The following is a 12,492-nucleotide window of genomic DNA, read 5'->3' as shown; positions in this document are numbered from 1 at the left end:
AGCACCGTCTGCGCAGGCACCTTACGGATTAAGCGCCTTTCGGCACGCCTGCGGTCTTCGACGACCGCCAGTCCCTTTCGAGGACCGACGGGCTCATTGCCGACAACAATAGTCGTCGGCCGAAGTCGTTACAGCGCCAACGTCGCCAGATCCACACTAACCCCCGGCCCCATGGTGGTGGAGAGGGTCACCTTTTTCATATAAATGCCCTTGGCGGCCGAAGGCTTCGCTTTCTGCAGATCGCCCAGGAGCGCCTGCAGATTTTGTTTCAGCGCATCGTCATCGAAGTCGATTTTTCCGATCGAGCAATGAATGATGCCGCCCTTGTCGGTGCGGTAGCGCACCTGACCGGCCTTGGCATTTTTAACGGCCGTCGCCACATCCGGCGTTACCGTGCCAACCTTCGGGTTCGGCATCAGGCCCCGGGGACCCAAGATCTGTCCCAGTTGTCCAACCACCCGCATGGCATCCGGCGAGGCAACAACCACGTCGAATTCCATCTTGCCGGCCTTAACCTCGTCGGCGAGGTCTTCCATGCCGACGATATCGGCCCCGGCTTCTTTGGCGGCATCAGCATTGGCGCCCTGGGTGAAGACTGCCACCCGTACTGTTTTGCCCGTGCCGTTGGGCAGAACCGTCGACCCACGAACGACCTGGTCCGACTTACGCGGATCAACACCCAGATTCACGGACACATCGACCGACTCGGCAAACTTCGCCTTCGGGATCTCCTTCAGGAGATTCAAAACCTCATCGATGGCATAGGTTTTACCGGGTTCCAGTTTCTCCCGGATTGCCTGCATTCGGTTGGATATTTTCGCCATGGCTTACACCCCCTCCGTCTTGATGCCCATACTGCGGGCACTGCCAGCAATGGTCCGCACCGCAGCATCAAGATCGGCAGCTGTCAGATCGGGGTCTTTGGTCTTGGCAATCTCTTCGAGCTGCTCCCGGTTGACCGAACCCACCTTGTCACGGTTGGGCACACTGCTGCCCTTTTGAACGCCAGCGGCCTTCTTCAGGAGAATGGAGGCTGGGGGGGTCTTGGTGACGAACGTGAAGCTGCGGTCGTTGTAGACCGTGATCACCACCGGTGTCGGCAGGCCCTGTTCCATGCTCTGCGTCTGCGCGTTGAACGCCTTGCAGAACTCCATGATGTTCACGCCATGCTGACCCAGCGCGGGGCCAACGGGCGGGCTCGGGTTCGCCTGCCCCGCAGGCACCTGCAGCTTGATGTAAGCCTGGATTTTCTTAGCCATGATGACTCCTTAGCGTGGGTTCGAACGCCTTACGGCTCCCCGATGTTTTGCAAACACGCACGCCATGACGGGTGCGGCGATTCCTCGCCTCACCCGTCATGCTGTGCGGTCCACGTTTAACCTTTCTCTATTTGCCCAAACTCCAGCTCGACGGGCGTGGAACGACCGAAAATGAGCACTGCGACTCGCAGTCGGCTCTTTTCGTAATCCACTTCCTCGACGACGCCGTTGAAATCGTTGAACGGGCCTTCGGTAATCCGAACCACTTCTCCCGGCTCGAACAGTACCTTTGGACGCGGTTTTTCGGCACCCTCCTGAACACGCTCGAGAATGGACTGAGCTTCGCGATCGGAGATCGGTACCGGCCGGTCACCAGTACCACCGATAAAGCCCATGACTCGCGGGACATCCTTTACCAAATGCCAGGTCTCATCGTTCATATCCATCTGAACGAGCACATAGCCCGGGAAGAATTTGCGGTCACTCTTACGCTTCTGACCCTCCCGCATCTCGACCACTTCTTCGGTCGGCACAAGGATTTCTCCGAACCTATCGTCAAGACCGCTGCGTACGATGCGCTCTTCCAGCGAACGCTTGACCTGGTTCTCAAAGCCCGAGTAGGCATGGACCACATACCAACGCAATGCCATTCCGTTCAGCCCCCTTGGCCGGTCAGCAGTTGGATAGCCCACGCCAGAAACATATCGAACACCCAAAGGATGATGCCGACGATGAACACCATCGCCATCACGATCAATGTGGTCTGAGTGGTTTCTTTGCGTGAAGGCCAGACGACTTTGCGAATCTCAATCAACGCACCCTGACCAAATCGCCAGGTGTTTGCACCCGGCTCCGTGCGCAGCGTGATAGCTACGGCAATGCCGGCCGCAACCAGTACTCCCAGTACGCGCACAAACAGCGCCTGATCCGCGAACACGTAGAAGCCGACAATGGCTCCCGCGACGATCAGTGCTGCTGCCAGCAACTTTAGTTTGTCGGCCATCTATTTAGCTAAGCCTTTGCCTGTCCGGGCAAAAAGTGGCAGGCCAGGAGGGAATCGAACCCCCAACCTGCGGTTTTGGAGACCGCTGCTCTGCCAATTGAGCTACTGGCCTTTTAACCCGATGTGCGTGAACCCGGCCATAGCCGGGACCCGCGTTCATTCTTTCAATTACCCGAGATTACTCGAGGATCTTCGCGACAACGCCGGCACCTACGGTGCGGCCGCCTTCACGAACTGCGAAACGCAGCCCCTCTTCCATCGCGATCGGCGCAATCAGCGATACCGTCATCAGAACGTTATCGCCCGGCATCACCATCTCGACACCTTCGGGCAGATCGCATGCGCCGGTCACGTCCGTGGTCCGGAAGTAGAACTGCGGACGGTAACCGTTGAAGAACGGCGTGTGACGACCACCCTCTTCTTTCGACAGAACGTACACTTCGCATTCGAACTTGGTGTGCGGCGTGATGGAACCCGGCTTGGCCAGAACCTGACCACGCTCCACTTCATCACGCTTGGTGCCGCGCAACAGCACACCGACGTTGTCGCCAGCCTGGCCCTGATCGAGCAGCTTGCGGAACATCTCGACGCCGGTGACCGTCGTCGAGGTCGTGTCTTTGATGCCGACGATTTCGATCGTGTCACCCACCTTGACGATGCCGCGCTCGATACGACCGGTCACCACGGTGCCGCGACCGGAGATCGAGAACACGTCCTCGATGGGCATGATGAAGGCACCGTCGATGGCACGCTCCGGCTCCGGAATGTAGTCATCCATTGCCGCGACCAACTTCTCGATGGAAGGTGCACCGATTTCGGAGGTATCTCCTTCCAGCGCCTTCAGCGCCGAACCGGTAATGACCGGGGTGTCGTCGCCCGGGAAGTCGTAGCTGTCGAGCAGCTCGCGCACTTCCATCTCGACCAGCTCCAGCAACTCGGCATCATCCACCATGTCGGCCTTGTTCAGGTACACGACAATGTACGGGACGCCGACCTGACGGGACAGCAGGATGTGCTCACGCGTCTGCGGCATGGGGCCGTCGGCAGCGGAGACCACCAGAATGGCGCCGTCCATCTGCGCCGCACCCGTGATCATGTTCTTCACGTAATCGGCATGGCCGGGACAGTCCACGTGGGCGTAGTGCCGGGCTTCCGACTCGTACTCAACGTGGGCGGTGGCGATCGTGATGCCGCGCGCCTTCTCTTCCGGTGCGGAGTCGATCTGGTCGAAAGCCTGGGCTTCGCCGCCGTACTTCTCGCCCATCACCTTGGTGATGGCCGCCGTCAGCGTAGTTTTGCCATGGTCGACGTGACCAATGGTGCCTACGTTAACGTGCGGCTTCTTACGCTCAAATTTTGCTTTGGACATTCGGACGACCTCCTACCGGTGCTAAGACGTCTTTCATTACATCAGGAAACTGGAGCCCACAACCGGATTTGAACCGGTGACCTCTTCCTTACCAAGGAAGTGCTCTACCGACTGAGCTATGTGGGCCAAAAAAAAACAGTACGAGGGCGAGGAACGAGGGTACGCCTCGTTCGATGCTATCCTCGTACTTCGAAACTCGAAAACTACTTCACCTTTGGAGCGGGTGATGGGAATCGAACCCACGTCATCAGCTTGGAAGGCTGAGGTTCTACCGTTGAACTACACCCGCATATTCAGGGCCAGGTTCCAAGACCTCATCGCCAGAAGCCCGGCATGACCGGGCAGCAGGCCGTGCTCTTTCCTGACACCTTGCTACTGTTTGGTGGAGGGGGGAGGATTCGAACCTCCGAAGGCTGAGCCAGCAGATTTACAGTCTGCCCCCTTTGGCCACTCGGGAACCCCTCCAAAACGTAAGCCCGCAATTTTGGGCCCCTGGAGCCTGTTTGTCAATAGACCTTTGGCCGCGCTTCCAACCTCGCATCACAATGACCGGTACGTTCCGGGCGTAAATCCGAAGCGCTTACCTCCCCCAGAGCAGGGCAGGAACTTCAACAATGGAGCTGGCGAGAGGATTCGAACCCCCGACCGGCTGATTACAAATCAGCTGCTCTACCGACTGAGCTACGCCAGCACAGGCCTCCCTTTGGAGGGCGCGTATTCTAGCAGCCTATCGGGCGCAACGCTAACCTGTTCGTTCGCATTGATGGCGGCATGCGTCGCACAACGATGTCTTCGCGTCGAGAGTCGAAAAGGCCACGTTACGATAGGCAAACCCGAAAGGCAGCAGGGGAGTTCCAGACAAGACAGAATTTCACTCACGGATCAGCGCGGTGAACGACAGGATATACGAGCCACTTCGATTTCGGCGTTTTCCGAAACGAGTTTTTTACCTGGTGGCTCTTCGCCATCAGGCCACTGCACCTCGACCCAATAGCGTTTGGCGGTCATTTCCCTATGATCGAGGCGAGGGTTGGGACCGGATAGAGACAACGCATGGATACGCTTCAGTCGCTTCACGGCCGCGGTTTCGGTAGAAAACACCCCGAGTGAAATCGCGTTTTTGTATTCACCGCTGCGAACGAGATAGAAATCATTCATTCCGTGGGCTTGCAGTTCACGGATAACCTTTCGGGCAGCGATCCGGGACTCAACCGGCGGGATTATCACCCAGTGATTGCTACGAGTCATCTGGCTGGCCCCCCTCCCTGAGAGTCGCGCCCCTTTCTGCTGAACGGCCAGCGTCAGGGCATCGGCCTCGCTCGTTTCCCTGAAGCCGGAGATCCGATAACACTCCGAGGGCAAGGTGACAGGCGAGTCGTTTTCCGTGACTGGAGGGGAAGATGCCTTCACCTGCTTGCGGGACTCGGCCACTTTCGTGGTTCGACGGTCCGCTGGGTCGGTCGATTTGCCGGGCACCATCTCGGGAGTTTCACTGAGCAGGGTCAAAGTGCCGCCCGTGCCTATAGCTGCCGGCACCTTCACCTCGGGTGGAAACTCCTGTGGGGGACGATAAAACCCTTCCCACGCGAAGTACGCCAGGTTGACGGCAATGAATAGTAAAAAAAGTGCCCTCATCGTCCGTGTGCCTCCTTACCTGCCAGCAGAGCCACGCCTTTAAGGACCAGTGCAGGGTCGTAACGGCACGGCAACTCGAGCAGTGATCTCAAGCGTTTTCCATCCCCTCCAGTCATCAGGCACTCAACTGGCGCATTTTCTTCTCGTTCGAGGCGCCGGACCGCGCGCTCTATCATTCCTGCCAGAGCCGCCTCCTGGCCGGCCTGCACCGCCCGGGTGGTATCCACCCCCCATTCCATCCGGTGAACCGGCTCCGATCCAAGTGCCACTTCCCGGGTTCCCTTGAGAAGGGCTGACTCCATCAAGCGCAACCCGGGCGCTATCCATCCGCCTTTATGCCGGCCTGCGCTATCCATTGCATCTATCGTGCAGGCGGAGCCGGCATCCACCACAATCATGGGGACCGATGAAAGTGAGCGCGCCGCTACCAGTGCAGCCCAGCGGTCCACCCCCAGCTTCACCGGTTCACGATAGGCATTGGTCACCCCCTGGGCGTAAGCGGTGCTTTGGAGCTGCAGGACAGGGCATCTCCACTGTCCGGTCAACCACGTCCGCAGGGCCGAGAACCGCGACTCGCCGCCAACCGATGCGATGGCTACCCGATCCGGGGGCGGCAGGTCCCGCAAACCGCCCCAGTCCTCCGGGCTCGGAGCAACCGAGAGGAACTGCGTGCCCCTCTCGTGCAGTATCCCCTCGGCAAACAGTCCCCATTTGAGGCGTGTATTGCCTATATCAATGGCCAACAGCATCAGCTTGCATACCGTCGGATGCTGACCTCACCATAGCTCAACCGTTCGGTGCCTTCCCCATGTTCCACCAGGAACTGTCCGACTTCATCAATTCCCCGTCCGATCCCGACAAGCTCGCTGTCGGCGAATTGGACGGTTACCGGTTGTCCGTACAGGGCGTCCCGCACCCGCCAAGCGTTCAGAAAGGGGGCTAATCCGTAACGCTCGAAGCGCTCCAATCCGCGTACCAGGCTCGCGATTATTGCACCGGCGGTATGGTTCCTGTCGAGGCGCGCCCCGGTTTCCGTAAGATCCGCCCAGGGCTGATCTATCTGATCGCCTTCTAATGACGGCATCCCCATATTCACTCCAACCCCCACAATCACCTGACATTCCCCGGTAGCCTCACCGGCCACCTCGATCAGAATCCCGGCCAGTTTGCGGCCCTCATAAAGCACATCGTTGGGCCACTTGAGCAGCAACCGGGCCGCCCCAATCCTCTCAAGGGCTTCAATCACAGCAACGGCCACCACGAGACTGAGCCCGCCGAGCTGCCCCGCCCCCTGAAACCGCCATAGCAGTGAAAGATAGAGATTGGAGCCGAAGGGTGATACCCAGGGACGGCCGCGCCGACCGCGTCCCGCAGTCTGATACTCCGTCAGACAGACATGGCCCGATGTGTATTCGCTGGCCCGTCGACCCAGATAGGCGCTCGTCGAATCAACCGCAAATTTAAGGTCGAGACCGGTACATCGATCGCTGGCCCGCGCATCAAGACCAGCCAATACCCGCTCGCGGTCGAGGAGATCGAGGGGTTTTTCAAGCCGGTGGCCACGGCCCCGTACCGAGTGGACGGACAGCCCCAGGGGTTCGAGCTGCTGCAGACGCTTCCATACGGCCGCACGGCTGATACCCGTCAGGAGCCCAAGCTCCTCACCGGAGTGGAATCGACCGTCCGCCAGCAACCTGACCAAACGCTCGATAATGTCGTCCGGTTCAACATTCACAACGGTTATTCACCCGTTCTGTCGTAAATCCTTACCGCGAGGACATCACAGGAGGCGCTGTGCAACACGGCATTGGCCGTGGAACCAAGCAGCAGTGCGGGCCCGTGCCGTCCGTGACTGCCCAGAACGATGAGGTCGCAGCCGGCTTCTTCAGCCTGGCCGATAATGCCCGCTTTCGTAGAGCCCAATTTTACCGCTTGCCTGTTTTCGGGTACCCCGAGGCGGTGCCCGATTTCCCGAAGTCGCTCTCTGGCATTATCGGTCAACTCTTTTTCGAAACCGGCCGGCAGGGCAGGCAAGATATCATAGGCAGGATCAATGATGATCGGCTCGATGACATGCACAAGGTAGAGCTCAGTGTCATAAAGATTCGCCAGGGAGACGGCCCGTTCACAGACCAAATCCGCCTCTTTGGCAAAGTCGACGGCGAGCAGTATTTTTCGGTATCCGGACACGACGTTCTCCTGATCGGGAGTTTGTAGTGTACTGTTTCATGCTTAGAGGTGCATTCAGAACCCCCGAAAGCACAGGGTAAACGCATACTCACATTTTTGATGCCGGACGAACGAACTAAGTCCTTGATAGCAGGTACGCTGTGAATACGACCTACAGGGATGTAGGAAGTGAAGATGATGCAGGAGCAATCATCTTTCATCCGTGTACGCTCGACGGCAGCATCCCTCGACAAGTGTGCTCCTGCATTGTCTAACACCGCCATCCCTGGCGGCGTGCTGCCGACGATCTGCTATCAAGGACTTATATCGCTCGCTTCAAAGTATGCGGTTGCCCTGCCCGAAAGCACAAGGCGCCAACTGGCCGGCCGACTGCGGCATTGCCTTACCTGGCTGCTCCCGGGCATCCATTTCCCCTGCAGCATCAGTGCATCCCTGCGCGTCAAAGTCCCTCCATTCCTGCGCAAGGCGCCTTCCATCTGCACGTCATCGGCATACCGGCAGAAGCGATAATCTCGCAGATCCTCTTCTCGAAAGAGCGGCCCGTCTTGCGGTGTACTCTCAGTCCGTGGGGTCGTGATCCTGCCTTCCATGATACCAGCCTGAAGATAGCTGCGGAGACTTGCACTGCCAAGTCACCCCGGGCGGCCACTACAGCGGACCGGGGCCGCGCCCAGTCATGGCGCGCGCAGCGCCATGATGGCGCACCACCAAAAAAAAGGCCCCAGCACGACGTGCTGGGGCCTTCTTGTTATAAAGCCTGGCAGTGACCTACTTTCACACGGGGAAGCCCCGCACTATCATCGGCGCTGAACGGTTTCACTTCCGAGTTCGGCATGGGTTCGGGTGGTTCCCGTTCGCTATGGCCGCCAGGCAAACCTTCGTCGATGCCACCTGTCGCGTCATCGACCTGTTCTGGGAAGTTGCTGTACATCAACAAAAGGGTCCGGCATTCGACCGAAACACCAAACTGCTTGGGTGTTATATGGTCAAGCCTCACGGGCAATTAGTACTGGTTAGCTTCACACATTACTGCGCGTCCACACCCAGCCTATCAACGTCCTGGTCTTGAACGGCCCTTCAGGGGACTCAAGGTCCCAGGGAGATCTCATCTTGAGGGGGGCTTCCCGCTTAGATGCTTTCAGCGGTTATCCCTTCCGTACATAGCTACCCGGCAGTGCCACTGGCGTGACAACCGGAACACCAGAGGTACGTCCACTCCGGTCCTCTCGTACTAGGAGCAGCTCCTCTCAAATCTCCAACGCCCACGGCAGATAGGGACCGAACTGTCTCACGACGTTCTAAACCCAGCTCGCGTACCACTTTAAATGGCGAACAGCCATACCCTTGGGACCGGCTACAGCCCCAGGATGTGATGAGCCGACATCGAGGTGCCAAACACCGCCGTCGATATGAACTCTTGGGCGGTATCAGCCTGTTATCCCCGGAGTACCTTTTATCCGTTGAGCGATGGCCCTTCCATACAGAACCACCGGATCACTAAGACCAGCTTTCGCTCCTGCTCGACGTGTCTGTCTCGCAGTCAAGCACCCTTATGCCTTTGCACTCAATGCACGATGTCCGACCGTGCTGAGGGTACCTTCGTGCTCCTCCGTTACGCTTTGGGAGGAGACCGCCCCAGTCAAACTACCCACCACACACTGTCCTCGACCCGGATAACGGGCCGGAGTTAGAACCTCAAACATGCCAGGGTGGTATTTCAAGGATGGCTCCACCGGAACTGGCGTCCCGGTTTCAAAGCCTCCCACCTATCCTACACAAGCAGGCTCAAAGTTCAGTGTGAAGCTATAGTAAAGGTTCACGGGGTCTTTCCGTCTAGCCGCGGGTACACTGCATCTTAACAGCGATTTCAATTTCACTGAGTCCCAGGTGGAGACAGTGTGGCCATCGTTACGCCATTCGTGCAGGTCGGAACTTACCCGACAAGGAATTTCGCTACCTTAGGACCGTTATAGTTACGGCCGCCGTTTACCGGGGCTTCGATCAAGAGCTTCGTCCGAAGACTAACCCCATCAATTAACCTTCCGGCACCGGGCAGGCGTCACACCCTATACGTCCTCTTACGAGTTTGCAGAGTGCTGTGTTTTTAATAAACAGTCGCAGCCACCTGGTCACTGCAACCCCCTTCGGCTCCAAGAGCAAGTCTCTTCACCTAGCGGGGGCACACCTTCTCCCGAAGTTACGGTGTTATTTTGCCTAGTTCCTTCACCTGGGTTCTCTCAAGCGCCTTGGGATTCTCACCCTGCCCACCTGTGTCGGTTTGGGGTACGGTCACCTATGACCTGAAGCTTAGAGGCTTTTCCTGGAAGCTTGGCATCGCCGACTTCACTCCCGTGGGAGCTCGTCATCACGTCTCAGAATGGCCACTCCGGATTTTCCTGGAATGACTCCCTACACGCTTGAACCGGGACTTCCAACACCCGGATCGGTTAGCCTTCTCCGTCCCCCCATCGCAGTCATACGCGGTACAGGAATATTAACCTGTTTCCCATCGGTTACGGTTTTCACCCTCACCTTAGGGGCCGACTAACCCTGCGCCGATTAGCGTTGCGCAGGAAACCTTGGGCTTTCGGCGTGCGGGTTTTTCACCCGCATTATCGTTACTCATGTCAGCATTCGCACTTCCGATACCTCCAGCATGCCTTACAGCACACCTTCGACGGCGTACGGAACGCTCCCCTACCATGCCAGTAAACTGGCATCCGCAGCTTCGGTATGTGGCTTAAGCCCCGTTACATCTTCCGCGCAGGCCGACTCGAACAGTGAGCTATTACGCTTTCTTTAAAGGATGGCTGCTTCTAAGCCAACCTCCTGCCTGTCTTAGCCTTCCCACATCGTTTCCCACTGAGCCACAATTTTGGGACCTTAGCTGGCGGTCTGGGTTGTTTCCCTCTCCACGACGGACGTTAGCACCCGCCGTGTGTCTCCCGTGATTGCACTTGCCGGTATTCGGAGTTTGCATCGGGTTGGTAAGCCGGGATGGCCCCCTAGCCGAAACAGTGCTCTACCCCCGGCAGTGATACACGAGGCGCTACCTAAATAGCTTTCGGGGAGAACCAGCTATCTCCGAGCTTGATTAGCCTTTCACTCCGACCCACAGTTCATCCCCTCATTTTTCAACATAAGTGGGTTCGGGCCTCCAGTGGGTATTACCCCACCTTCACCCTGACCATGGGTAGATCGCTCGGTTTCGGGTCTACTCCCAGCGACTAAGACGCCCTATTAAGACTCGGTTTCCCTACGGCTCCCCTAAATGGTTAACCTTGCCACTGAAAGTAAGTCGCTGACCCATTATACAAAAGGTACGCAGTCACCCCTTGACGGGGCTCCCACTGCTTGTACGCATACGGTTTCAGGTTCTATTTCACTCCCCTCTCCGGGGTTCTTTTCACCTTTCCCTCACGGTACTGGTTCACTATCGGTCGGTAGGGAGTATTTAGCCTTGGAGGATGGTCCCCCCATGTTCAGACAGGATATCACGTGTCCCGCCCTACTCGATTTCACTTCAATTGACCTTTCGCGTACGGGGCTATCACCCGCTATGGCCACACTTTCCAGAGTGTTCCGCTAAATCAAAAGAAGCTTAAGGGCTGTTCCCCGTTCGCTCGCCGCTACTTGGGGAATCTCGGTTGATTTCTTTTCCTCCGGGTACTTAGATGTTTCAGTTCCCCGGGTTCGCCCCGACACCCTATGTATTCAGATGCCGGTGACCACCAAAAGATGGCCGGGTTGCCCCATTCGGAAATCCTCGGATCACAGCCTGTTTGCCGGCTCCCCGAGGCTTATCGCAAGCTACTACGTCCTTCATCGCCTCCTACCGCCTAGGCATCCACCATATGCGCTTATTCGCTTGACCATATAACCCCAAACAGTCTGGAGCCTATGTACGAATAACACCTTGGCGGGCTTTCGCTTTTCAGCAAAAACCCTATTAGCTGGGTTTCGGCGCGAATGCCGAACCCTTTCGCTGATGCTATGCAGCAACTTCCCAAATTGTTAAAGAGCACTGATTGAACTTCTCAATCAGAGAAAAGGGCACTCTACAATGCCCTTTTCTCTGACCGCCTGCTTCTGGAAATGGTGGAGCCAGGCGGGATCGAACCGCCGACCTCCTGCGTGCAAGGCAGGCGCTCTCCCAGCTGAGCTATGGCCCCATGCTGAGTGGCCAGTTGCCAGTGACTAGTAGCGAGGCTGTTTTTTCCTGGCCACTCGCTACTCGTCACTCGCCACTTGATAATGGTGGGTCTGGGTGGATTTGAACCACCGACCTCACCCTTATCAGGGGTGCGCTCTAACCAACTGAGCTACAGACCCGTGCTCTTGGCACTCTTGCCGGGCAAGAGTACATCTCTATCGGTCAGGTAATTTGTGTGGACGCTCGCGCCGACGGCCGCGCGATAGTTTTAAAGGAGGTGATCCAGCCGCAGGTTCCCCTACGGCTACCTTGTTACGACTTCACCCCAGTCATGAACCACACCGTGGGCGCCGTCCTCCCGAAGGTTAGACAAGCGACTTCTGGTGCAGCCCACTCCCATGGTGTGACGGGCGGTGTGTACAAGGCCCGGGAACGTATTCACCGCGGCATTCTGATCCGCGATTACTAGCGATTCCGACTTCACGGAGTCGAGTTGCAGACTCCGATCCGGACTACGACCGGTTTTCTGAGATTTGCTCCACCTTGCGGCTTGGCAGCCCTCTGTACCGGCCATTGTAGCACGTGTGTAGCCCTGCCCATAAGGGCCATGATGACTTGACGTCATCCCCACCTTCCTCCGGTTTGTCACCGGCAGTCTCCCTAGAGTTCCCACCATTACGTGCTGGCAACTAGGGACAAGGGTTGCGCTCGTTACGGGACTTAACCCAACATCTCACGACACGAGCTGACGACAGCCATGCAGCACCTGTCACTCGGTTCCCGAAGGCACCAAGGCATCTCTGCCAAGTTCCGAGGATGTCAAGGGCAGGTAAGGTTCTTCGCGTTGCATCGAATTAAACCACATGCTCCACCGCTTGTGCGG

The 12,492-nt window shown here is 57.6% G+C and carries 9 protein-coding genes, 7 tRNA genes and 3 rRNA genes; all 19 read right to left on the bottom strand.

Going from position 1 to position 12,492, the window contains the following annotated elements:
• Positions 1–128: 128 nt before the first annotated feature.
• A complete protein-coding gene (rplA, locus tag Q7L05_RS07395; RefSeq protein WP_303904175.1) occupies positions 129–824 on the bottom strand; it encodes a 50S ribosomal protein L1 in 696 nt (231 codons plus the stop codon).
• 3 nt (positions 825–827) lie between these two features.
• Positions 828–1,259: a 50S ribosomal protein L11 gene (gene rplK, locus Q7L05_RS07390; RefSeq protein WP_303904172.1), complete on the bottom strand. Its 432-nt coding sequence runs from the start codon at positions 1,257–1,259 to the stop codon at positions 828–830.
• 116 nt (positions 1,260–1,375) lie between these two features.
• Positions 1,376–1,909, bottom strand: coding sequence for a transcription termination/antitermination protein NusG (nusG, locus tag Q7L05_RS07385; protein ID WP_303904169.1), 534 nt, complete (start codon positions 1,907–1,909; stop codon positions 1,376–1,378).
• 5 nt (positions 1,910–1,914) lie between these two features.
• Complete coding sequence (gene secE, locus Q7L05_RS07380; protein ID WP_303904167.1) at positions 1,915–2,262, bottom strand: preprotein translocase subunit SecE; 348 nt, start codon at positions 2,260–2,262, stop codon at positions 1,915–1,917.
• A 36-nt stretch (positions 2,263–2,298) separates the two neighbouring features.
• Positions 2,299–2,374, bottom strand: a tRNA-Trp gene (locus Q7L05_RS07375).
• Between the two features lie 66 nt (positions 2,375–2,440).
• On the bottom strand, positions 2,441–3,631 hold the full coding sequence (tuf, locus tag Q7L05_RS07370; RefSeq protein WP_303904165.1) for an elongation factor Tu: 1,191 nt from the start codon (positions 3,629–3,631) through the stop codon (positions 2,441–2,443).
• A gap of 50 nt (positions 3,632–3,681) precedes the next feature.
• Positions 3,682–3,757 (bottom strand) — tRNA-Thr (locus Q7L05_RS07365).
• 89 nt (positions 3,758–3,846) lie between these two features.
• Positions 3,847–3,920 (bottom strand) — tRNA-Gly (locus tag Q7L05_RS07360).
• A 91-nt stretch (positions 3,921–4,011) separates the two neighbouring features.
• Positions 4,012–4,096 (bottom strand) — tRNA-Tyr (locus tag Q7L05_RS07355).
• A 150-nt stretch (positions 4,097–4,246) separates the two neighbouring features.
• Positions 4,247–4,322: transfer RNA gene (locus Q7L05_RS07350), tRNA-Thr, on the bottom strand.
• A 191-nt stretch (positions 4,323–4,513) separates the two neighbouring features.
• On the bottom strand, positions 4,514–5,266 hold the full coding sequence (locus tag Q7L05_RS07345) for an SPOR domain-containing protein (RefSeq protein ID WP_303904162.1): 753 nt from the start codon (positions 5,264–5,266) through the stop codon (positions 4,514–4,516).
• Positions 5,263–6,015 carry a type III pantothenate kinase gene (locus Q7L05_RS07340; RefSeq protein WP_303904159.1) on the bottom strand — a complete coding sequence of 251 codons (753 nt, stop codon included), beginning with the start codon at positions 6,013–6,015 and terminating at the stop codon, positions 5,263–5,265. Before Q7L05_RS07340 ends, Q7L05_RS07345 begins: the two co-directional genes overlap by 4 nt.
• A complete protein-coding gene (gene birA, locus Q7L05_RS07335; RefSeq protein WP_303904156.1) occupies positions 6,015–7,001 on the bottom strand; it encodes a bifunctional biotin--[acetyl-CoA-carboxylase] ligase/biotin operon repressor BirA in 987 nt (328 codons plus the stop codon). The genes Q7L05_RS07340 and birA overlap by 1 nt, the downstream gene beginning before the upstream one ends.
• Positions 7,002–7,006: 5 nt before the next feature.
• Positions 7,007–7,456, bottom strand: coding sequence for a universal stress protein (locus tag Q7L05_RS07330; protein ID WP_303904153.1), 450 nt, complete (start codon positions 7,454–7,456; stop codon positions 7,007–7,009).
• Between the two features lie 755 nt (positions 7,457–8,211).
• Positions 8,212–8,327: ribosomal RNA gene (rrf, locus tag Q7L05_RS07325) — 5S ribosomal RNA — on the bottom strand.
• Between the two features lie 111 nt (positions 8,328–8,438).
• Positions 8,439–11,330: ribosomal RNA gene (locus tag Q7L05_RS07320) — 23S ribosomal RNA — on the bottom strand.
• Between the two features lie 222 nt (positions 11,331–11,552).
• A tRNA-Ala gene (locus Q7L05_RS07315) sits at positions 11,553–11,628 on the bottom strand.
• A gap of 83 nt (positions 11,629–11,711) precedes the next feature.
• A tRNA-Ile gene (locus Q7L05_RS07310) sits at positions 11,712–11,788 on the bottom strand.
• A 91-nt stretch (positions 11,789–11,879) separates the two neighbouring features.
• Positions 11,880–12,492 (bottom strand): 16S ribosomal RNA (locus Q7L05_RS07305); the annotation flags it as partial.

Origin of the sequence: Thiohalomonas denitrificans, assembly GCF_016841685.1 — a bacterium.
Classification (GTDB): Bacteria; Pseudomonadota; Gammaproteobacteria; order Thiohalomonadales; family Thiohalomonadaceae; genus Thiohalomonas; species Thiohalomonas denitrificans_A.
The sequence above is the reverse complement of the archived record's forward strand: the minus strand, read 5'-3'. Positions and strand labels throughout refer to the sequence as shown.